Consider the following 21,793-nt stretch of genomic DNA (forward strand, 5'->3'; position numbering starts at 1 on the left):
GAAAACCCTGCTAATGTACGCCGCCGCGAACCCGGCTGACCGGGCAGTGGCGGACATTGACCTGACTGTCGGCACGACTTGTTTTGAATAAAGCCCAAACGCTGTCCACGCGCTATGACCCCCGTGAGCTCTCTGATGAGGAGCTGGTCGCGCGCGCGCACACGGAGCTGTTTCACGTAACTCGTGCGTATGAAGAATTGATGCGCAGATATCAACGCACTCTGTTCAACGTTTGTTCAAGGTATTTAGGGAACGATAGAGATGCGGATGATGTCTGTCAGGAAGTGATGCTCAAGGTGCTGTACGGCTTAAAGAACTTCGAGGGCAAATCGAAGTTCAAAACGTGGCTGTATAGCATCACCTACAACGAGTGCATCACGCAGTATCGCAAGGAACGGCGAAAGCGTCGCTTGATGGACGCCTTGAGTCTTGACCCCCTTGAGGAGGCGTCTGAAGAGAAGGCGCCGGCACCCGAGGAGAAGGGCGGACTTGATCGCTGGTTGGTGTATGTGAACCCGATTGACCGCGAAATTCTGGTGCTACGATTTGTCGCAGAGCTGGAATTTCAGGAAATCGCTGACATCATGCACATGGGTTTGAGTGCTACAAAAATGCGTTACAAACGTGCTCTTGATAAATTACGTGAGAAATTTGCGGGCGAGACTGAAACTTAGTGCGTAGCAAATATCTCTTACGTGTAGGCAAGTTCTGTTAGACTTGTCGCCGAGTTGTCCCCCGGTTTGTGGGACTGCTTTACAATCACCAGATGGGGATTTAACGGATGAAACTGAAAAACACCTTGGGCTTGGCCATTGGTTCTCTTATTGCCGCTACTTCTTTCGGCGTTCTGGCACAAGGCCAAGGCGCAGTTGAAGGCGAGCTGTTCTACAAGAAGCAGTACAACGATAGCGTCAAGCACATCGAAGACGGCTTCAATCCTGGCGCTCGCATCGGTTACTTCCTGACCGACGACCTGTCCTTGAACCTGTCGTACGACAAGACCAACCACACCCGTTCGAACGACGGTACTGGTAGCCAGAAGATCAAAGGCGACACCGGCAGCCTGGTTGCCCAGTATCACTTCGGTCAAGCTGGCGTAGACAGCCTGCGTCCGTACGTAGAAGGCGGTTTCGGCCACCAGAGCCGTACCAACGTTCTGGCTGACGGCCACAGCGGTCGCGACCAGACCACTTTCGCTACCGTTGGTACTGGCGTGAAGTACTACTTCACCAACAACCTGTACGCTCGTGCCGGTGTTGAAGCTGACTACGGTCTGGACAACGGCAAGTGGGACTACTCCGCACTGGTCGGCCTGGGCGTGAACTTCGGCGGTAACGCTGGCGCAGCAGCTCCAGCTCCTACCCCAGCACCAGCTCCAGAGCCAACTCCAGAGCCAGAAGCTCCAGTTGCTCAGGTTGTTCGTGTTGAGCTGGACGTTAAGTTCGACTTCGACAAGGCCGTTGTTAAGCCTAACAGCTACAGCGACGTTAAAAACCTGGCCGACTTCATGGCTCAGTACCCAGCTACCAACGTAGAAGTTGCTGGTCACACTGACTCCGTAGGTCCAGACGCTTACAACCAGAAGCTGTCCCAGCGTCGTGCTGACGCTGTTAAGCAAGTCCTGGTTAAAGACGGCGTTGCTCCAAGCCGTGTAACCGCAGTAGGTTACGGCGAATCCCGCCCAGTTGCTGACAACGCAACTGAAGCTGGTCGCGCTGTTAACCGTCGCGTAGAAGCGTCGGTTGAAGCTACCGCTCAGTAATTACTGAGTTGTAGAAAAAAGCCCGGCTTAGGCCGGGCTTTTTTTCGCCTGTGATTTGCCTCAGGCGCTGGCTGCATCTGCCAGGCAAACAGCCTGTTCGGTGGCGGCAACGCGGCCGATCACCAGGATTGCCGGGCTCTTCAGGGCAAACGCACGGGCGTCCTCATGCATATGGGACAGATCGCTGCGGCACTCCCTTTGTTGCGGCAACGATGCATTTTCGATCATCGCCACCGGCATATCCGGCATCATCCCGCCATCCAGTAATTGCTGGCGAATCTCCTCCAGTTTCGCCACGCCCATATACACCACCAAGGTTGTCCCGCCCTCTGCCAGGGCACGCCAATTCAGGCTGCTGTCGTCCTGAGTATGTGCCGTGACCAGGGTCACGCCACGGCTTACCCCGCGCAACGTCAACGGAACCGCGCAATTCGTGGCGCCGGCCAGGCCCGCGGTAATCCCGTTGACCAATTCCACCTCGATGCCTCGCTCACGCAACCACACCGCTTCTTCACCGCCGCGCCCGAAAATGCACGGGTCGCCACCCTTGAGCCGCACTACGCATTTGCCCTGGCGCGCATAACGCAGCATCAGGCGGTGGATAAAAGCCTGCGGAGTCGAGCGGCAGCCACCGCGTTTCCCCACGATAATCACCCGCGCTTCGGCACAGTGTTCCAGCACCGCCGGGTTTACCAGATCATCGACCAGTACCACATCGGCTTCGCGCATGGCCCGAACGGCCTTGAGGGTCAACAGCTCCGGGTCACCGGGACCTGCGCCTACCAGCCAGACTTTTGCGTTCATAGGTTTTTCCTCGTCCAGGGATGACGTCAGCTGTGAAAGAGTGAGTACAACAGCACCAGGTTGATCAGCATTGAGATCAACCCCAGCGCGCGCCAGACCTTCAAGGGTTCACGCTCCAGCAACGGCCTGGGGCGGATGCTCAGTTCCTGCCGGTCAGCCTGGTCCAGCACCCGCAACCACTCTTCGGCGGTTTCATAGCGGTGTGACGGATTCGCAGCCACGGCCCGTTCCAGGCTGAGGGGCAACCAATCCGGCAGATCGGGGCGATAGCGGCTGGCGCTGACAGGGTGGGTGAACCTTGGCCGTTGGAAAGCTTCGATTTCACCGTAGGGGTAATGCCCAGTCAGCAAGTAATACAGGGTGACGCCGACGCTGTATAAATCCTGTTGGGCTGTAGGACGGTCGCCATTGAATGCCTCCGGTGCGATGAAGCTTGGCGTGCCCGGCAGCACATGGGCATGGTCTTCCGACAGGCCTGGGCAGTACGCCAGGCCGAAATCCAGCACCCGCAGTTCGCCGTCGTCCCCCAGCAGGAGGTTTTCCGGCTTGATATCACGGTGCAAGATCTGCCGCCGATGCAGCATGCCCACCGCACGCAGCAAGCGTTCGGCCATCGATTGCCATTGCGCCAGGGGCAATGGACCTTGGCGCTGGAACCGTTCAGCCAGGGTTTCTCCGGAATATTCACGCATCACGTAGTACAGATGCTGGCGCTCGCTGGCGACGTGGACTTCAGGAAACGCCCGCCCTGCAACCCGCCTTAAAAACCATTCCTCCGACAGCAACGCCTGGCCGGCGTCGCGATCATCGTCATGGCTCAACGGCAGTGTTTTCAGCAGCCAGGGTTGCTGCTGGGCGTCCCTTACCCGGTATAACAACGACTGGCGGCTTTGCGCCAGTACGGTTTCCACCTGCCAGCCTTCGAAGTGTTGCCCGTCTTTCAGCGGTGGTGGCAGGGGCCATTGCTGCAACTGTACCAAGGCATCGCCGAGCGTGGCTGCGCCGAGGCTGTCGATGCGCACCAGCAGGGCGCTGGCATTGTCCTGGCTACCGGCCAGGTGTGCGGCGCTCACCAGCGTATTGACTGCCAGATCCAGGTCCGTTTGCTCGCGCAAAATCGCGCGGATGCTCTGATCACCGAGGGTTGCCCACACGCCATCACTGAGCAGCAGGAAACACTCGCCTTCGCGCAATTGGCCGTCGAGAAAGTCCAACACCAGGTGTTGATCCAGGCCGAGCGCGCGCTTGAGCACATGTTGCATGCCCGGTTGTTCCCACACGTGATCCTCGCTGATGCGCTGCAATTCGCCATCCAGCCAACGATAGGCCCGGCAATCGCCGACGTGCGCCAGGGTAAAGCGCTGGCCGCGAAACACCAGGGCGCTGAGAGTGGTCAGCAAGGGCTGACCACCGCCATTCGCCTGCAGCCAGCGATTCTGTGCCAGCAGCAAACGTTCCAGGGCCTGGGCCACGCCCCAGGTTTGCGGCGTGGCGTAGTAATCCAACGCCAGCGCCTGCAGGGTCGAGCGCGCGGCCAAGCCACCGTCGGCGCACTGGCTTACGCCGTCGGCGATGGCGCACAGGTAACCTTTGCTCGCCGCCAGTTCGGCCATGGGAGTCACCACCCGCAGTGCGTCCTGGTTTTCCGCCCGTGGGCCGATGGCGCTGGCGTGGGCGACGCTCAGTTGCAGGCTCATCAGACCCGCGCAGCCGTTACGGCAGCCGAGCCCCAGGTGTTCCTCCAGCGACGCTTCACGCCATGCAGGCCGAACCAGGCCAACACGGCCAGGCTGGCGAACAGCCACAGGGCCAGTTGATAGCTGCCGGTACTTTGTTTGATCGCGCCCATGCCCGCCGCCAAAGCAAAACCGCCGATACCGCCGGCCATGCCGATCAGGCCGGTCATCACGCCGATCTCGCGACGGAAACGCTGTGGTACCAGTTGGAACACCGCGCCATTCCCGGCACCTAGGCCGAGCATAGTGCAGACGAAAAGTGCCAGTGCCGCGTAGGAGCTCGGTAGGTTGAAACCCACCGCCGCGATACAAATCGCCGCCACGCTGTACATGCCCAATAGGGTACGAATCCCGCCGAAACGGTCCGCCAAGGCGCCACCCAGGGGGCGCATCAGGCTGCCGCCGAACACGCAGGCGGCGGTGTAGTAACCGGCGGTCACTGGGCTCAGGCCGTATTGGTCGTTGAAGTAGCCGGGCAGGGCGCTGGCCAGGCCGATAAACCCGCCGAAGGTCACGCTGTAGAAAAACATGAACCACCAGCTGTCACGGTCGCCCAGGGCCTTGAAGTAGTCAGCCATGGACTTGGCTTTCGGCCGTTCAGGGGCGTTGCGCGCCAGCCAGGCAAAGACGATCAGGGTCATCACCAGTGGAATCACGGCAAAGCCGAAGACGTTGTTCCAGCCAAAAGCGGCCGCCAACACAGGCGCCAGCAATGCGGCGAATACAGTGCCGGAGTTGCCCGCGCCAGCGATGCCCATGGCCTTGCCCTGGTGTTCTGCCGGGTACCATTGGGAGGCCAGTGGCAGCGCGACGGCAAACGATGCGCCGGCCATGCCCAGAAACACGCCCAGCAGCAAGGCTTGCTCATAGCTGTGGATTCCCAGCTTCCAGGCGCCGAACAGGGCGCAGATCACAATCACCTGGCCAATCAGCCCCGCGGTCTTCGGCGACAGCTTGTCAGCCAGCATCCCCATCAGAAAGCGCAAAATCGCACCGGCGAGGATGGGCGTTGCGACCATCAGGCCGCGTTGTTGAGTGGTCAAGTGCAAGTCGGCGGCAATTTGTATCGCCAGTGGGCCCAGCAGGTACCAGACCATGAAGCTCAGGTCGAAATACAGGAACGCGGCAAACAGGGTCGGGGTGTGCCCGGATTTCCAGAAGCTTGATTTCATCACGCACCTCAACGGTTGGGAGTCTTGTAAGAAGGCCTGGTGATGGAACAGCCGGTTAAGGCCGCCCCACCTTCCCCTTTAGCGGGGGCTAAAACAAAAAAACGCCGCCACCGGGTTCGCGAGGGCAAACCGGGTGAGCGACGTCTTTGTCGTGGAGGGGCAACCGCCGTTGGCTACCTGTGATGTTTACTTAGCAAGAGCTGCGCCAAATCAGCCGAGCAACTCACTCATGGCGATAATCTGCTCCGCCACCTGGATCAGTTTCTGCTGGCGGCTCATGGCCTGCCGGCGCATGAGGGTGTAGGCCTCTTCCTCATTGCAGTCCTTCATTTTCATCAGCATGCCCTTGGCCAGCTCGATGCGCTTGCGTTCCGCCAGTTGCTGGTCCCGAGCGTGAAGCTGAGCGCGCAGGGCCTGGTCGCTCTCGAAGCGCGCCATGGCCACATCGAGGATCGGCTGCAGGCGCTCGGCCTGGATGCCTTCGACGATATAAGCGCTGACACCGGATTTGATTGCCTGGCGCATCACGCTCGGGTCGTGTTCGTCGGTGAACATCACTATCGGCCGGGGTTGGTCGCGGCTGACCAATACCACTTGCTCCATCACATCACGGCCCGGTGACTCGGTATCGATCAGGATCACGTCCGGGCGCACTGTTTCGACGCGTGCGGGCAGGTCGATGGTCAGGCCGGACTCGTCAATGACTTCAAAGCCGGCCTCGATCAGCGCCGTCCTCAGGCGGCCGACTTTGCGCGGGGTGTCGTTGATCAACAGGATTCGCAGCATGGAGATCCTCCTGTCAGCGCAAGGCTTGGCAGTGGGTGGTGTTGGCCAGGGCATGCAGGCGGAAGCTGCGGGCATAGCCGGCGGGGTCGGAACCGTCCCAGATTTTGCCGTCGATCAGTTGGCTGCTGCGCATGTCCTGGTCTTTCACCTTGATACCCAGCGCGTCAGCCGCCTGGCGAAACAGCGGCAGCTGCTGCACTTGGCGCGCAACGCCGAGATAGTCCGGGTCTTCACGCAGAAGGCCCCAGCGCCGAAACTGGGTCATGAACCACATGCCGTCAGAGAGGTAGGGCAGGTTCACCTCGCCATCAGCAAAAAAGCGCAAGGCGTGGGGATCCTGCCACTGGTTGCCCAGGCCATCGTCATAGGCGCCGAGCAGGCGTGGTTCGATGCAGTCGAGCGGCGCGTCGAGGTACTCGCGGCCACTGAGCAATTGCGCGGTGGAACGGCGGTTTTCGGTGCTTTCTTCGATAAATCGACTGGCCTCCAGGATCGCCATTACCAGTACGCGCGCGGTGTTGGGGTACTGGTCGACAAACGCCTGGGTACAGCCGAGCACCTTTTCTGGATGATCCGGCCAGATTGCCTGGGTTGTTGCCAGGGTAAACCCTTGGTTTTGCTTGACCGCGCTGGCGCACCAGGGTTCGCCGACGCAAAAACCATCGATGCGTCCGGCTTGCAGGTGCGCAACCATTTGCGGTGGCGGGACCACCACGCTGTCCACATCCTGCAAGGGATGAATGCCTTGGCTCGCCAGCCAGTAATACAACCACATAGCGTGGGTGCCTGTGGGAAACGTCTGGGCAAAGGTCAGTTTTGTTCGGCTTTGGTGCGCATGGCGCTCCAGTGCCTCAGGAGTGATCACCCCTTGTTGCTGCAATCCGTGGGACAGGTTGATGCTTTGCCCGTTCTGGTTAAGCCCCATCAGTACCGCCATGTCGGTGGGCGCTACGCCGCCAATGCCCAGGTGCACGGCATAAATCAGCCCGTACAGGCTGTGGGCGGCGTCCAGTTCGCCGCTGACCAGTTTGTCGCGCAGGTTGGCCCAGGACGATTGGCGCTTGAGGTTCAGGGTCAGGCCATAGGGTTGAGCGAAGCCCTGGGTGGCCGCCACTATCATTGATGCGCAGTCGCTCAAGGCCATGAAGCCCAGGTCGAGGCTGCTCTTTTCCGGGGCATCACTGCCGTTGACCCAAGCCAGCGGGTCGTTCATCGGGCTGTTGCCAACCGAATCGTTCATCAATACCTACCTTTTCTCTCAAAAAAAAGCGTCGTTCCCTCAGATGGCGATGTAAGCCAGTGCGGGTAACGACGCCTTTGTCCGTAAGCTCGCTCCGTCGTTGGCGCGTGCTCTGATGCAGAGTGCATAGCAATGCACATGCCACGGGGAGTGGGGCCCAGGCAGCCGTCAACTTTCCATCAAGATTGAAACCTGGCGGCCTTTCAGTATGGCCGCATTCTTAATGTCAGACCGCCCAGGAAACCCCACGGTGTACGCCGACTTCCTTGCAACGATGCCCCGCCCCTGGCTTTGCCGTCGGCTGTTTTTTGCTGCGCTGCTCGCCGTGCTGGTGTCCGAAAGTGCTGTTGCCTGGGCCGGGCTTTACCAGGCACAGGATCAAAGCCTGTATACCGTGTTCACTGCACTGTCGGAGCCATTGGGCTTGCCCATTGTTGTCAGCCGTGAGGTGGCACGCAAACGTCTCAGTACAGCGCTGGATTTCGATGCACCGCAACAGGCCCTGGAGACACTTGCGCTGCAACAAGGATTGATCTGGTACAGCGACGGGCAAGCGCTGTATGTCTATGACGCGGGCGAGGCTAAAAGCTCTGCGGTGACCTTGCGGCATATTTCCGTCGACAGGCTGCGTAGCCTCATGCGCCGGTCGGGCCTCGATGAGTCGCGCTATCCATTGCGTGAAAGTGCAGGGCGAACGTTCTATGTTTCCGGCCCACCGAATTATGTCGATCAGGTGCTGCGCCTGGCCCAGTTGATGGACCGGCAAAAAGCTGAGTTACGGGTGGGGGCGCAGGCCTTTGGCATTGTCCAGGTACTCAACACCGATGTGGCGGACCATCAGTACGGCACAAGCGACAGCCCGGTCACCGTTCCGGGGATGGCTTCGATGATCAAAACCCTGCTGGCCAGCGAGCACAAGGGGTTGCTGTCCGACAAGAGCCTTGGCGTGATCGCCTACCCGGATAGCAACAGCCTGCTTATCAAGGGTAAGCCAGCGCAGGTGAGTTTCATCCAGAAACTGGTAGCGGAACTCGACATACCCAAGCGCGCGATCGAGGTCTCGCTGTGGTGGGTGGATGTGGAGCGCGACGAACTGAAGAAGCTGGGCTTGGGCTGGGATACGCAAAGCAAGGCTTCGACATCGCGCGTTTTAGCGCCGTTGGATGATAGCCACCTGCTGGCGCAGATCAGCGCGTTGGAGCGTCGTCGGCGCGCGAAGGTGACAACACTGCCGGCGATTCTCACCCAGGAGAACGTGCCGGCGGTTTTTCAGGACAACCACACGTTCTATCTGCCACCTGTCGAAAACGACAAAACCGACTGGAAACCAGTTCGCTACGGCACCCAAGTCAGTGTCTTGCCGCGTTTTGCCGAGGCCAACCAGATCGAGATGCGCCTTGAGGTCGAAGAGGGTCGCCAGATGACCGAGCCGGGACGGCGTGAAAAAAACGCGGCGGTGGGACGAGTGGGCGTCAACAGTGTGGTGCGTTTGCCCCAAGGCAGACGCCTATGGCTGGGCGCGTTTCAAAGGGAGTCAGAAGGACGCGGAGCTGGTCGCCCGGCTCTAGTGCGCCTGTTTGTGATCCAGGCCAGAGCGGTGGGCGGCGTGTTGAAGGGGCCGGACGAGGGCGTAGGGCCACCACCCTTGACAGCCGTGCAATATGAGCGTGTTCAACGTGCTTTTGTGCGGCCGGGGCGCGATGTCTCACCGTAACCAAGGTGGTAACCATGCATCTGGAAATTCTTCTACAGGAACAGCTGATCAGCCGCAGGCGCCTGGCAGCCTTCGCGCCGGGAAAGATATTGCCACTGACGCAGCAGATAACTCACTGCGTAGAAGTTCGGGTGAATGGGCAATTACTCGCCTTGGGTGAACTGGTGCAGTTGGAGGACCGGCTAGGGGTTGAGTTGCATGAGGTGTATCAGGCGTGGCTGCCTGGAGGCGGCGGATAGCGAAAGGTCTTACAGAGCAGTATCGAAAACCGCTGGATGATTGGGCTTTTTCCTAACGTGAGTCGGGAGGCAGGTTTTTACAGTCGTGACCTAGGTACATGAGTCAGTGATGCAAGTGAGGACTTCAATGTCAGTAGCCGGATGCCGAGGTAATGATGGCCGTCATGGATGATGCAGGGACGACGACTTCCCTGGTTTTTTCGCGCTGGACCCTGCATGACGACGGTCGCCTGACCGGCGAGGGTTCGGATGTTCAGTTACCGCCCAAGGAATGGCAGGTGTTGCGACTGCTACTGGCATCCGGTGGCGCGTTGATGACCAAGGATCGCTTGCTGGAGCTGGCCTGGCCGCAGGGGGAGGTGGCCGAGGAGTCGTTGACGCGCTGCATTTACTCACTGCGCAAGTACCTTGGCGTCGACAAGGGGTTTATCAAGACGATCTACGGTCAAGGGTACCGCTTCACATGCCCGGTCACTGCAGAGGGCCATGCGCCGGGCTGCATGAGACATGTGTGCTCGGCCTGCGGCCAGGTCAGCCATGGTTCGATAAACCGTGGCTAGGTTCTGGAGCACAGGCTTGGTGTTGAGCATGGTGATGACCAGCCATCAAGCGGTGGCCTATTGCTGGCAGGAGGCCGCCAGGCACTACGATATCGAACCAGAGTTGCTGCAAGCGATCGCCGTCGTGGAGTCAGGTAATCGGGCGCAAGCGATGAATCTTGCCAACCGTAATGGCACTCGTGACATCGGCCTGATGCAGATCAACAGCATCCATCTGCCTCGCCTGCTCAAGCAGGGTATTACCGAGGAGCGTCTGATCAACGAGCCCTGTCTGTCGGTTGAGGTGGGCGCTTCGATTCTCGCCGAGTTCATCCAGCGCTTTGGTTACAACTGGACAGCGGTAGGTTCCTACAACGTTGGGACGGGCTCCGGGCCCGAGCGTGAGGCGTTGCGCATGCGGTATGCGCAGAAAATCTGGGCGTATTACGAGCAGTTGGTCGCGCATCGCTACTGACGATTGAGGTTCACGCCTCGCGCGCTCCCTGTCTCCCCAGCTATAATCGCCGTCACCTTTCGCCGCCATCCGAGTCTAGCCCGCCCATGTATACCCTGGCCCGCCAGCTGTTGTTCAAACTCTCCCCGGAAACCTCCCACGATCTGTCCCTGGACCTGATCGGTGCCGGTGGCCGCCTGGGGCTCAATGGCCTGGTATGCAAGGCGCCGGCAAAAATGCCGGTATCGGTGATGGGGCTCGATTTCCCCAATCCGGTCGGGCTGGCGGCTGGCCTGGATAAAAACGGTGCGGCCATTGATGGTTTTGCTCAGTTGGGTTTCGGTTTTGTCGAAATCGGCACGGTGACCCCAAGGCCACAACCGGGTAACCCCAAGCCGCGTATCTTCCGTCTGCCGGAAGCCGAGGCGATCATCAACCGCATGGGCTTCAACAACCTGGGGGTTGATCATCTGTTGTCGCGGGTTCAAGCGGCGAAGTACAAGGGCATCCTAGGCATCAATATCGGCAAGAACTTCGATACCCCGGTTGAACGTGCCGTGGATGACTACCTGATCTGCCTGGACAAGGTCTACGCCCACGCCAGCTACGTCACGGTCAACGTCAGCTCGCCCAACACCCCGGGCCTGCGTAGCCTGCAGTTCGGCGACTCCCTCAAGCAACTGCTCGAAGCCTTGCGCCAGCGCCAGGAAGACCTGGCTGGGCGCCATGGCAAGCGCGTGCCGTTAGCGATCAAGATTGCCCCAGACATGAGCGACGAAGAAACCGTGCTGGTCGCCCAGGCCCTGGTGGACTCAGGGATGGACGCGGTGATCGCGACCAACACCACCCTCAGCCGCGTAGGCGTCGAAGGCCTGGCCCATGGCGATGAAGCCGGTGGCCTGTCGGGTGCCCCGGTGCGCGAGCAGAGCACGCATATCGTCAAGGTGTTGGCTGCCGAGTTGGCGGGGCGTTTGCCGATTATCGCGGCAGGTGGCATCACCGAAGGCAAGCACGCAGCCGAGAAGATCGCCGCGGGTGCCAGCCTGGTGCAGCTCTACTCCGGCTTCATCTATAAAGGCCCGGCGCTGATCCGCCAGTCGGTGGATGCAATCGCCGCACTGCGCTGATGCGCCCACAAGGTTTATTCACCAGCCATTAAAAAGGGCTCCATCAAGGAGCCCCCTGGGCCGAAGCCCGCCGCCCGGATAGGACGTGCGTGGTTAAATCGTTACACATTCAAAGGTGATGATGTCGGAATTAATTGCCCTTGATTAGCCGACGGCGTGAAGTTCGTTGAGTCTGTGAATTCCCGCAGTGCCAGTCATACCGTCCCAGTTGTCGCCGCGTCCTTCTCGCCAGCCGTTGATCCAGGCTTGGCGTACCGACGGTAGAGTAAATGGGCAAAGCTCACGGGATTTGCCATGAACGCCATATTGATATCCGCGTAAAAATGCTCTTTCCAACGGATCACGCTTAAGTCTTCTCATAGGGTGTTTCCCTCACTTGTTGACTGTCTTGATATCCTTTGGCCTCGTCTGGGGCCAAGCAGAGTTTTTCTGCCGTCGGTCGGCTCGCTGCCGGCGTGGCGAGCCTATTTGTCGGCGTCGTTACGGCGCCAACCTGTGGTGAGTTCTAACCAATAGGTCACATGGATTCAATGATCGTTTTGTCATAAGCACGTAACGATAACGATGCTATAGCCATAAGCTGGGCTGGCTTTTCGCCCCATTTATCCGGCAAACCCAGCTATGATGTGCCCTGCAAAGAGGATGGGTTTAATCCTTTAGTGAGAATGCCCGTCCGTTGCGGTCGGTTATTATTCGACGAAAGGGCGGAATATTTCTTTTTGTTACCCGTTTTGTTGTTAAACAGTTCTCTCTGCCTCGTCAATCAGGGCCCAAGGGCCCGGCAGACGAGGTGGGACGGCACATTCGTGCCACGCGGGCACTCTTCAAGAAAAGTGCTTGATTGAAAACCGAGCTGGCGATGCGTCGCCCGTTCATTTATTGCTGAAAAGCCTGGAATGCCCCATGTCGGACCGTTTTGAACTCTTCCTCACCTGCCCCAAAGGCCTCGAAGGCCTGCTGATCGAGGAAGCCGTCGGGCTTGGCCTTGAGGAAGCCCGTGAGCACACCTCGGCCGTGCGCGGCATGGCCGACATGGAAACCGCCTACCGTCTGTGTCTCTGGTCACGCTTGGCCAACCGCGTACTGCTGGTGCTTAAGCGCTTCCCGATGAAGGACGCCGAAGACCTCTACCACGGCGTGCTGGATATCGAGTGGGCCGAGCACATGGTCTCCGATGGCTCTCTGGCGGTGGAATTCAGTGGCCACGGCTCGGGCATCGATAACACCCACTTCGGCGCGCTGAAGGTCAAGGATGCGATTGTCGACAAGCTGCGCACCCCGACCGGCGAACGCCCGTCCATCGACAAGATCAACCCGGACCTGCGCATCCACCTGCGCCTGGACCGCGGCGAAGCGATCCTGTCCCTCGACCTTTCCGGCCACAGCCTGCACCAGCGTGGCTACCGTCTGCAGCAGGGCGCGGCACCACTGAAAGAAAATCTGGCGGCCGCGATCCTGATCCGTGCCGGCTGGCCGCGCATTGCTGCTGAAGGCGGCGCGCTGAGCGACCCAATGTGCGGCGTGGGTACCTTCCTGGTGGAGGGCGCGATGATCGCTGCCGATATGGCGCCCAACCTGAACCGCGAGCTGTGGGGTTTCACCACCTGGCTGGGTCACGTCCCGGCGCTGTGGAAAAAACTGCACACCGAGGCCACCGAACGTGCGGCCATCGGCATGAACAAGCCGCCGCTGTGGATTCGTGGCTACGAAGCCGATCCGCGCCTGATCCAGCCCGCGCGCAACAACATCGAGCGTGCCGGCCTCAGCCACTGGATCAAGGTTTACCAGGGCGAAGTCGGCACTTTTGAGCCGCGCCCGGACCAGAACCAGAAAGGCCTGGTCATCTGCAACCCGCCGTACGGCGAGCGTTTGGGTGACGAAGCCAGCTTGTTGTACCTCTACCAGAACCTTGGCGAGCGTCTGCGCCAAGCGTGCATGGGCTGGGAAGCGGCTGTATTCACTGGCGCACCGGACCTGGGCAAGCGCATGGGTATCCGTAGCCACAAGCAGTACTCGTTCTGGAACGGCGCCCTGCCGTGCAAATTGTTGCTGATCAAGGTCAACCCGGACCAGTTCGTCACCGGTGAGCGTCGCACCCCAGAACAGCGTCAGGCCGAACGTGAGCAAGCCGCTTACGATCAAGCCCCGGCTGAGCCGCAAGAGCGTCAGTACAACAAGAACGGCAACCCGATCAAACCCGCTCCGGCGCCAGTGGTTGAGCAGCCGCGCCTGAGCGAAGGCGGCCAGATGTTCGCCAACCGCCTGCAGAAGAACCTCAAGCTGCTGGGCAAGTGGGCCAAGCGCGAAGGCGTTGACTGCTACCGGGTGTACGACGCCGACATGCCGGAATACTCCATGGCCATCGACCTGTATCACGATTGGGTCCACGTGCAGGAATATGTCGCGCCGAAGTCCATCGACCCGGAAAAAGCCTCCGCACGCATGTTCGATGCCCTGGCCGCGATTCCCCAGGCCCTGAACATCGACAAGAGCCGCGTGGTGGTCAAGCGCCGCGAGCGTCAGAGCGGCACCAAGCAGTACGAGCGTCAGAGCGCCCAAGGCAAGTTCACCGAAGTCAGCGAAGGCGGCGTGAAGTTGCTGGTCAACCTCACCGATTACCTGGACACCGGCCTGTTTCTCGACCACCGTCCGATGCGCATGCGCATCCAGAAAGAAGCCGCCGGCAAGCGCTTCCTCAATTTGTATTGCTACACCGCTACAGCCAGTGTGCACGCGGCCAAGGGCGGCGCGCGCAGCACCACCAGTGTCGACCTGTCCAAGACCTACCTGGACTGGGCGCGTCGCAACTTCTCGCTCAACGGTTTCTCCGACAAGAACCGCCTGGAGCAGGGTGATGTGATGGCGTGGCTGGAAGCCAGCCGCGATGAGTTCGACATGATCTTCATCGACCCGCCGACCTTCTCCAACTCCAAGCGCATGGAAGGTATCTTCGACGTACAGCGTGACCACGTGCAGTTGCTCGACCTGGCCATGGCACGCCTGGCACCGGGCGGCGTGCTGTACTTCTCGAACAACTTCCGCAAATTTGCGTTGGAGGACAACCTCAGCGAACGCTACGCGGTCGAGGAGATCAGCGACAAGACCATCGACCCGGATTTCGCACGTAATGCGAAGATTCACCGGGCGTGGAAAATCACTGCTCGCTGATCGCCGCCACTAAAAAGCCGCAAGCCTGGATTATTCCGGGCTTGCGGCTTTTTTACGCTGGTCAAACTCAAGGTCGATGGCTATAACTTAAGGTCCAGCCAAAGTGACACCCCGCACACTGGCGCTGTGAGTGTTGCTTATGCCGTTGCAAGCTGTTCGCCCGAAAATCCTAGGCTTTATCAGTGAGCAGGCGTCGGCTTGGGTGGTGGCATTGGTGGTGTTACTGGCGGGATTTGCTTTGACGGCGATTGTCGCCTGGGCCGCCTCCGACCTCTATCAGCAGCAACTGCGCCAGCGCTTTCAATTGCTGGTCAATGAACGCTATACCCACCTGCAGGAGCGCTTCGAAGACCAGGAGCAGCGCCTGGACAGCCTGCGGCGTTTCTTTGTCAATTCCGATGATGTGTCCCACGAAGAATTTGACGGTTTTGCCCAGCCCTTGTTGTTGCGCACCCTCGCATACTCCTGGGCGCCCCGGGTGTATCGCGAGCAGCGCAGCCAGTTTGAGCAAGACGTGTCCGGCCGGGGAGGCGCGCCCTTTGTTATCCGTGAGTTGAATTCGGCGGGTGAGCTGGCCCCTGCGACCGAGCGTGATGAATACGTGCCGGTGGTGTATAGCCAGACCCAAAGTCTACGGGGTGCACCGCTCGGCTTTGATCTGCTGGCCCAGCCCCTGCGGCGTTCGGCCCTTGAGCGTGCGCAAAAGACCGGCAAGCTGGCGGTGTCCCAGCCCATGCAATTGGTGGGCGTAGAACCGGCCTATGCCACCGGCGTGTTACTGGTCGCGCCGGTGAGCCACTTGTCCATCTCCGGACAATCCCAGAACGAGCCCTACGGCTATGTGATGGCGGTGATCAGCATTCGCCAGCTGGTGGCCGACGGTTTGCCCAAGCCTGACCGGGATAACCTGATGATGCAAGTAGTCGACATCTCCGACCTGCACAAGCGCGTGCTTTTCGAGTCCGGCACGTTCGGGGCCAGCAGCGACCTTGTCGGCACGCGCCGCCTGACGCTGGGCGACCACATCTACGCCCTGAACCTGCGTCCGAGCCAGGTGTTCGAACAGGCCAACCACTCTTCGTTGTCCGCGATCCTGACCATGGGGAGCCTGCTCAGCCTGTTGCTCAGTGCCTTGCTCTATGTACTGGTGAGCCAACGCCAGCGCGCGTTGAAACTGGTGGAGCAACGTACCGTGCAACTGCGTATGCGCGAGCAGGAGTTACGCGCGGCCCATGGCCAGTTGCGCAGCGTGCTCAATGCGGCCACCCAGGTCGCAATCATTGCCACCGACCTGCGCGGCGTCATCAACACCTTCAACGCCGGTGCGGAGCAGATGCTGGGGTTCGAGGCCGAGCAAGTGGTGGGCACACACACCCTGGAAAGCCTGCATCTGGCGGTGGAACTGGAGGCGCGTTCCGCCAGTTTGAGTGTGGCCTTGGGCAAGCGTATTCCCGCGAGCCAGGCGATGTTGGTGGAAAGCCCGGACAGCCTGCACGAAGCACGCGAATGGACCTTGGTCCGCGAAGACGGCAGCCAGCTGACCGTGAACATGCTGGCCACCGTGCTGCTGGACGACCATGGTTTGTGGATCGGCCACCTGGCGATTTACCTGGACGTTACCGAACAAAAGCGTGCCTACGAGGCATTGGCGGCGCGGGACCGCCTGCTCAAGAAACTCAGCGCCCATGTCCCCGGCGGAATCTTCCAGTTCACCCTGGAGCCCCAGAACAACTGGAAATTCATCTACGCCAGTGATGGCATGCGCGACATCTATGAAATCGAGCCCGGCGTATTGCAGCAAGACGCGAAAAAGGTCCTTGAGCGTATCCATCCGCTGGATGTGGAACGGGTGCGTGCATCGATCCGTTTGTCCGCGTTGCAGCTGAGCCATTGGCGCGAAGAGTACCGGGTGCAGTTGCCGCAACGCGGCCTGCGTTGGATTCGTGGGGAGGCCACCCCGGAAGAGTTACCGGGAGGCGGCACGTTGTGGCATGGCTATGTGTCGGATATTTCCGACTTGAAGCGGGTGGAAGAGGAACTGCGCGCCCTTTCTATCACCGACTCCCTGACCGGGATTCACAACCGCCGCTATTTTCAAGATCGCCTGAGGGCCGAGATGGTGAGGCTTAACCGCACCTCGGGGGCACTGTCGGTGATCATGCTGGATATCGATCACTTCAAGCGCATCAACGACAGGCATGGGCATGCCGTCGGCGATGGGGTATTGCAGGCGTTGTGCAAACGCATCAGCCAGCGCCTGCGCCGCACCGATGTGTTCTGCCGCCTAGGAGGCGAGGAATTCATGGTGCTGTGCCCCCATACCGATGGCGAGCAGGCCTATCGCCTGGCCATAGAGTTATGGGAGTCACTGCGCAGTGCGCCGATGGAGCCGGTCGGCACTGTCACCGCCAGCTTTGGCGTGGCCAGTTGGCGGGTGGATGAAGGTGTCGATGGCTTGCTGCTGCGCGCCGACTCAGCGGTGTACGTGGCCAAGCAGGCGGGCAGGGACCGGGTCGTGGTGGAGCCCTTGCGTACCTGAAGGCCGCCGCAGGGCCCAATGCGGGAGCGGGCTTGCTCGCGAATGCTGAGTGTCAGCGCCGAATGTTTAGACTGACCCAACGCATTCGCGAGCAAGCCCGCTCCCACAGGGGTATTACAGTGCCTTTTAGAGTATCGGTGCAGCCGCCAATTTAGGCTGGCGATACAGGTCCAGCAGCACCTGGTCCAGCACCGACGACGCGCCCCATGGCTTCGGATCGTTGAGAATCGCCACCACTGCCCAGGTATTGCCGTTGTTGTCGCGGCTGAACCCGGCGATGGCGCGCACGGTGTTCAAGGTGCCGGTCTTGATGTGGGCTTCGCCGCGCATGGCAGTGGTCTTCAGGCGTTTGCGCATGGTGCCGTCGGTGCCCGCAATCGGCATCGAGCTGATGTACTCCGCCGCGTAAGGGCTTTTCCACGCCGCTTGCAGCATCGCCGCCATCTCGCGGGCGCTGACGCGTTCAGCACGGGAAAGACCGGAGCCGTTCTCCATCACCAAGTGCGGCGCGGTGATGCCTTTCTTCGCCAGCCACTGGCGCACGACGCGTTGCGCCGCCTTGGCATCGTCGCCATCGGCATCGTTGCGAAACTGTGCTCCCAGGCTCAGGAACAACTGCTGGGCCATGGTGTTGTTACTGTATTTGTTGATGTCGCGGATGATTTCCGCCAGGTCCGGCGAGAACGCCCGGGCCAGCACTTTGGCATCCTTGGGCACAGGCGCCTGGACATCCCGGCCCTGGATAGTGCCGCCCAATTCCTTCCAGATCGCCCGCACGGCGCCGGCGGCGTAGGTGGCGTGGTCCAGCAGCGACAGATAGGTCTGCGAACTGCAGCCATCGGCCAATTGGCCGCTGACCGTTACTGTCACGCTGCCATCGGCGGCGGTGACTGGGTTGTAGCGCACATCGCCGGTGCATTGCTTGGCGTTGGAGGCCTTGACCTGGTTGTCGATGCGGATACTGGCAATCGGCGGCTCGACCGACACCAGCACCCGGCCGGAATCATTGCGAGTCACAAAACGTAGCGCCTTCAGGTTGACCAGCAGCGCGTCTGGCTTGACCAGGAACGGTTTGTTCTCGTCGTTGCCGTCGTCATTGAACTCGGGCAATTGCGGTTGGATAAAGAAGCCACGGTCCAGCACCAGGTCACCGGTGACTTGCTGCACGCCGTTGGCGCGCAGGTCGCGCATCAGCAGCCAGAGTTTTTCCATGTTCAGCTTGGGGTCGCCGCCGCCCTTGAGGTACAGGTTGCCGTGCAACACACCACCGCTGAGGGTGCCGTCGGTGTAGAACTCGGTTTTCCACTGGTGGTTGGGACCGAGCATTTCCAAGGCCGCGTAAGTGGTGACCAGTTTCATGGTGGACGCTGGGTTTACCGAGACATCGGCATTGAATACGGTAGGCGTGCCCGGGCCGTTCAGAGGGATCATTACCAGGGACAACGCATTGTTTTGCAGTTTGGCTTTTGAAAGGGCCTGCTGAACATTCGGCGGCAGAGTATTGTTGACGGGGGCAGCGGTGGCCGAAAAGGCCAGTGGCAGAATAAGACCGGCGAAAAACACTGAACGCAAAGATTTGATCATAAGAAGTAAAACCCTACTGCTGAGGAGGGTGAAAAAGGCGAGGGGTAGATAAGAAAAATCCCTCAATGGTCATGAAAGTGTCGGCATTATGCCCCAAGGTAGGCTCACTTGTAGCTGAACGATAGCGGGTATTCAGCGTTTTTTTTGCCGGCATTGTGCCGCCTGTCCCAGAGAGTCGGGCAATCGTCGCCTTAAACTGCTAAAGTGCCGCCCGTTATTACTTATGAGGATTGTTCCAATGGCGACTAACCGTTCCCAGCGTCTGCGCAAAAAACTGTGCGTTGATGAATTTCAAGAGCTGGGTTTCGAACTGAACCTGGACTTCAAAGAAGACCTGAGTGAAGAAGCTACCGACGCTTTCCTCGAAGCATTCATCAAAGAAGCCATGGAAGCCAATGGTCTGGGCTATGTCGGCGGCGATGACTTCGGTCTGGTTTGCCTGCAGAAGCGTGGCTCGGTCAACGAAGAACAGCGCGTAGCTGTTGAAAGCTGGCTCAAAGGCCGCAGCGAACTGAAAAGCGCTGAAGTCAGCCCACTGCTGGACGTGTGGTACCCGGAAAAGCCGATCAATTCCAAGAATTGAAGCGGTAAGTTCCAAGCTTCAAGCCGCAAGCTCATGTGGCTTGAAGCTTGAAGCTTGAAGCTTGAAGCTTGAAGCTTGAAGCTTGAAGCTTGAAGCTAATCCCTTCTCCAATTCAGAATCAGCAGCGTCAACACCCCCGCCACAATTCCCCAGAACGCCGAACCGATGGAAAACAGCGTCAAGCCAGACGCGGTGACCATAAAAGTGATCAGCGCCGCTTCCCGTTCCTTCGGCTCATTCATGGCGATACTCAAGCCATTGATGATCGAGCCAAACAACGCCAGGGCTGCAATCGACAGCACCAGTTCCTTGGGCAAGGCGGCGAACAAGGCCGCGAGGGTCGCGCCGAACACCCCGGCGATCCCGTAGAACACTCCACACCACACCGCTGCCGTGTAGCGCTTGTTACGGTCCTCATGGGCATGCGGCCCGGTGCAGATGGCCGCGCTGATCGCTGCCAGGTTGATGCCGTGGGAGCCGAACGGCGCCATCACCAGGGAGGCCAGGCCGGTGGCGGTGATCAGGGGCGAGGCAGGCACGTTGTAACCGTCGGCCCTGAGTACCGCGACGCCGGGCATGTTCTGCGAGGTCATCGCGACGACGAACAGTGGAACGCCGATGCTGATGGTCGCCGCCAGCGAGAAGTGCGGCGTGGTCCACACCGGCGTCGCCACTTGCAGGTGAAAAGCGCTGAAGTCCAACAGCCCCATCAACCCGGACAATATGGTGCCGATCACCAACGCGGCCAGCACCGCGTAACGCGGCGACAGGCGTTTGATGATCAAGTAAGTGAAGAACATCCCCAGCACCAGCCCGGTACGATGCTGCGCGGCAACGAAGATCTCGCTGCCGATCTTGAACAGAATCCCCGCCAGCAGGGCGGCCGCGAGTGACGCCGGAATACGCCTGACCAGTTTTTCAAAGCTGCCGGTCAGCCCGCAAATCGTCACCAGCACGGCGCAGGTGATGTAGGCGCCGATGGCCTCGCCATAACTGACACCGCCAAGGCTGGTGATCAGCAGCGCCGCGCCCGGCGTCGACCAGGCAATGGTGATGGGCGTGCGATAACGCAAGGATAGGCCGATGCTGCACACCGCCATACCGATGGAAATCGCCCAGATCCATGAAGAAATCTGCGCCGTGGTCAAGCCGGCGGCCTGCCCGGCCTGGAACATCAGCACCAGGGAACTGGTGTAGCCAGTCATCATTGCGATGAAGCCGGCGACGACGGCCGACGCAGACGTGTCGGCCAGCGGGCGCAAAGGCGCTTGGGTGGCGTCGTTCATGAAGAGGTGTTCCTTTTACCTGTTTTTTACCGTTGGCGTTACGGACTCAAGCCTAAACTCAAACGTAACGACTCATTGCAATACAGCCGACGCCGCAAACAGCCGTACAGTGTGTTGGCGCATCCGGTTGTGTACAATGTGCCCTGTTTTTAGGTGATACTTGCCAGCGACCCGCTGTTGACGTATTACCGTTAATTCGCCGCCGTTCTCCAAACCCGAGTGCCCATGAACGAACAGTTGCAACCTCTCAAGAAAACACCGCGAGCCGGCAAGGTCGGTCGCAGCGGAACCCAGGACGATATCGTCTACGCGCATATCTTCGAGGCGATCCTCGAACAACGCCTGGCACCCGGTACTAAATTGAGTGAAGAGGCACTGGGCGAAATCTTCGGCGTCAGCCGCACCATCATTCGCCGCGCCCTGTCGCGCCTGGCCCATGAAGGCGTGGTGTTGCTGCGGCCCAATCGCGGTGCTGTGGTGGCCAGCCCGAGCGTCGAGGAAGCGCGCCAGGTGTTCCTCGCGCGACGTCTGGTGGAGCGGGCGATCACTGAGTTGGCGGTGCAACACGCCACCGCCGAACAACTGGCCGAGCTGCGCCAGATGGTCAACGACGAGCGCGACAGCTTCTCTCGTGGCGACCGCGGTGCGGGTATCCGCCTCTCCGGCGAGTTCCACCTCAAGCTGGCCGAAGCGGCGAAGAACGCGCCGCTGATCAGCTTCCAGCGCAGCCTGGTGTCGCAGACCTCATTGATCATCGCCCAGTACGAAAGCGGCAACCGCTCGCACTGTTCCTACGATGAACACACTCAGCTGATCGATGCGATCGAAGCGCGGGATGCGGCGTTGGCGGTGAATTTGATGATGCACCACATGGACCATATCGACAGCAAGCTCAACCTCGATGAGGAAAGCGCGTCGGATGATTTGCATGCGGTGTTTTCGCATTTGTTGCAGACCAAGAAGCCAGGGCGCTCTTCGATCAAACTGTAATTTCCCAGGCTCACCTGGGATTCAAAAGGTGGGAGCGGGCTTGCTCCCACCTTTGTTTTGCGGTGATTTT

General features: G+C 59.9%; 19 protein-coding genes. 11 read left to right on the forward strand and 8 right to left on the reverse strand.

Annotation, left to right across the window (positions count from 1 at the left end):
- Window positions 1-83 precede the first annotated feature (83 nt).
- Entirely contained in the window at window positions 84-674 is a 591-nt protein-coding gene (gene sigX, locus AACY08_RS02750) for an RNA polymerase sigma factor SigX (RefSeq protein WP_003175518.1), read from the forward strand.
- 107 nt (window positions 675-781) lie between these two features.
- Window positions 782-1,762, forward strand: a complete 981-nt coding sequence (locus AACY08_RS02755) for an OmpA family protein (RefSeq protein ID WP_339467880.1) — start codon at window positions 782-784, stop codon at window positions 1,760-1,762.
- Window positions 1,763-1,822: 60 nt separating this feature from the next.
- Here the strand turns inward: AACY08_RS02755 and cobA are convergent, their stop codons facing one another.
- The 5 genes from cobA to AACY08_RS02780 all read right to left on the reverse strand — a co-directional run bounded on the left by cobA (window position 1,823) and on the right by AACY08_RS02780 (window position 7,500).
- Entirely contained in the window at window positions 1,823-2,566 is a 744-nt protein-coding gene (cobA, locus tag AACY08_RS02760) for a uroporphyrinogen-III C-methyltransferase (RefSeq protein WP_339467882.1), read from the reverse strand.
- 26 nt (window positions 2,567-2,592) lie between these two features.
- On the reverse strand, window positions 2,593-4,263 hold the full coding sequence (locus AACY08_RS02765; protein WP_339467884.1) for a bifunctional protein-serine/threonine kinase/phosphatase: 1,671 nt from the start codon (window positions 4,261-4,263) through the stop codon (window positions 2,593-2,595).
- Window positions 4,263-5,474 carry a nitrate/nitrite transporter gene (locus AACY08_RS02770; protein WP_339467886.1) on the reverse strand — a complete coding sequence of 404 codons (1,212 nt, stop codon included), beginning with the start codon at window positions 5,472-5,474 and terminating at the stop codon, window positions 4,263-4,265. The genes AACY08_RS02765 and AACY08_RS02770 overlap by 1 nt, the downstream gene beginning before the upstream one ends.
- Before the next feature lie 210 nt (window positions 5,475-5,684).
- Window positions 5,685-6,260 (reverse strand): ANTAR domain-containing response regulator, encoded by a 576-nt coding sequence (locus AACY08_RS02775; RefSeq protein WP_049712004.1) that lies wholly within the window; start codon window positions 6,258-6,260, stop codon window positions 5,685-5,687.
- A gap of 13 nt (window positions 6,261-6,273) precedes the next feature.
- Window positions 6,274-7,500 (reverse strand): CmpA/NrtA family ABC transporter substrate-binding protein, encoded by a 1,227-nt coding sequence (locus AACY08_RS02780; protein ID WP_339467889.1) that lies wholly within the window; start codon window positions 7,498-7,500, stop codon window positions 6,274-6,276.
- Window positions 7,501-7,774: 274 nt separating this feature from the next.
- Between AACY08_RS02780 and sctC the strand changes: the two genes are divergently transcribed.
- From sctC to AACY08_RS02805, 5 genes are all read left to right on the forward strand, one after another.
- Window positions 7,775-9,214, forward strand: coding sequence for a type III secretion system outer membrane ring subunit SctC (gene sctC / locus AACY08_RS02785; protein WP_339468287.1), 1,440 nt, complete (start codon window positions 7,775-7,777; stop codon window positions 9,212-9,214).
- A gap of 14 nt (window positions 9,215-9,228) precedes the next feature.
- Window positions 9,229-9,453 (forward strand): FliM/FliN family flagellar motor switch protein, encoded by a 225-nt coding sequence (locus tag AACY08_RS02790; RefSeq protein WP_065873881.1) that lies wholly within the window; start codon window positions 9,229-9,231, stop codon window positions 9,451-9,453.
- Between the two features lie 155 nt (window positions 9,454-9,608).
- Window positions 9,609-10,013, forward strand: a complete 405-nt coding sequence (locus AACY08_RS02795) for a winged helix-turn-helix domain-containing protein (protein ID WP_339418889.1) — start codon at window positions 9,609-9,611, stop codon at window positions 10,011-10,013.
- Entirely contained in the window at window positions 10,006-10,467 is a 462-nt protein-coding gene (locus tag AACY08_RS02800) for a transglycosylase SLT domain-containing protein (RefSeq protein ID WP_339467892.1), read from the forward strand. The genes AACY08_RS02795 and AACY08_RS02800 overlap by 8 nt, the downstream gene beginning before the upstream one ends.
- Window positions 10,468-10,553: 86 nt before the next feature.
- Window positions 10,554-11,573 carry a quinone-dependent dihydroorotate dehydrogenase gene (locus tag AACY08_RS02805; protein ID WP_339467894.1) on the forward strand — a complete coding sequence of 340 codons (1,020 nt, stop codon included), beginning with the start codon at window positions 10,554-10,556 and terminating at the stop codon, window positions 11,571-11,573.
- Window positions 11,574-11,717: 144 nt separating this feature from the next.
- Here the strand turns inward: AACY08_RS02805 and rmf are convergent, their stop codons facing one another.
- Window positions 11,718-11,933, reverse strand: a complete 216-nt coding sequence (gene rmf / locus AACY08_RS02810) for a ribosome modulation factor (RefSeq protein WP_002553055.1) — start codon at window positions 11,931-11,933, stop codon at window positions 11,718-11,720.
- A 543-nt stretch (window positions 11,934-12,476) separates the two neighbouring features.
- Here rmf and rlmKL point away from each other — a divergent pair.
- Together rlmKL and AACY08_RS02820 are read left to right on the forward strand one after the other, a co-directional pair.
- Window positions 12,477-14,741 (forward strand): bifunctional 23S rRNA (guanine(2069)-N(7))-methyltransferase RlmK/23S rRNA (guanine(2445)-N(2))-methyltransferase RlmL, encoded by a 2,265-nt coding sequence (gene rlmKL, locus AACY08_RS02815; protein WP_339418792.1) that lies wholly within the window; start codon window positions 12,477-12,479, stop codon window positions 14,739-14,741.
- A 139-nt stretch (window positions 14,742-14,880) separates the two neighbouring features.
- Window positions 14,881-17,280 (forward strand): sensor domain-containing diguanylate cyclase, encoded by a 2,400-nt coding sequence (locus tag AACY08_RS02820; protein WP_339467896.1) that lies wholly within the window; start codon window positions 14,881-14,883, stop codon window positions 17,278-17,280.
- Between the two features lie 126 nt (window positions 17,281-17,406).
- Here the strand turns inward: AACY08_RS02820 and dacB are convergent, their stop codons facing one another.
- Complete coding sequence (gene dacB / locus AACY08_RS02825; RefSeq protein ID WP_339467898.1) at window positions 17,407-18,864, reverse strand: D-alanyl-D-alanine carboxypeptidase/D-alanyl-D-alanine endopeptidase; 1,458 nt, start codon at window positions 18,862-18,864, stop codon at window positions 17,407-17,409.
- 238 nt (window positions 18,865-19,102) lie between these two features.
- On the opposite strand from dacB, the gene AACY08_RS02830 reads away from it, so the two are divergent.
- Window positions 19,103-19,447, forward strand: a complete 345-nt coding sequence (locus AACY08_RS02830; RefSeq protein ID WP_339418787.1) for a YggL family protein — start codon at window positions 19,103-19,105, stop codon at window positions 19,445-19,447.
- Between the two features lie 95 nt (window positions 19,448-19,542).
- On the opposite strand, the gene AACY08_RS02835 is transcribed toward AACY08_RS02830, so the two are convergent.
- Entirely contained in the window at window positions 19,543-20,733 is a 1,191-nt protein-coding gene (locus AACY08_RS02835) for a benzoate/H(+) symporter BenE family transporter (RefSeq protein WP_339467900.1), read from the reverse strand.
- Window positions 20,734-20,958: 225 nt separating this feature from the next.
- Here AACY08_RS02835 and AACY08_RS02840 point away from each other — a divergent pair, with 225 nt between their 5' ends.
- The gene (locus AACY08_RS02840) at window positions 20,959-21,723 is read left to right on the forward strand and encodes a GntR family transcriptional regulator (RefSeq protein ID WP_339418784.1); all 765 of its coding nucleotides are present in this window, start codon (window positions 20,959-20,961) and stop codon (window positions 21,721-21,723) included.
- Window positions 21,724-21,793: the final 70 nt, after the last annotated feature.

The sequence above is a fragment of the Pseudomonas sp. EL_65y_Pfl1_R83 genome, from assembly GCF_963970695.1.
GTDB lineage: Bacteria > Pseudomonadota > Gammaproteobacteria > Pseudomonadales > Pseudomonadaceae > Aquipseudomonas > Aquipseudomonas tritici.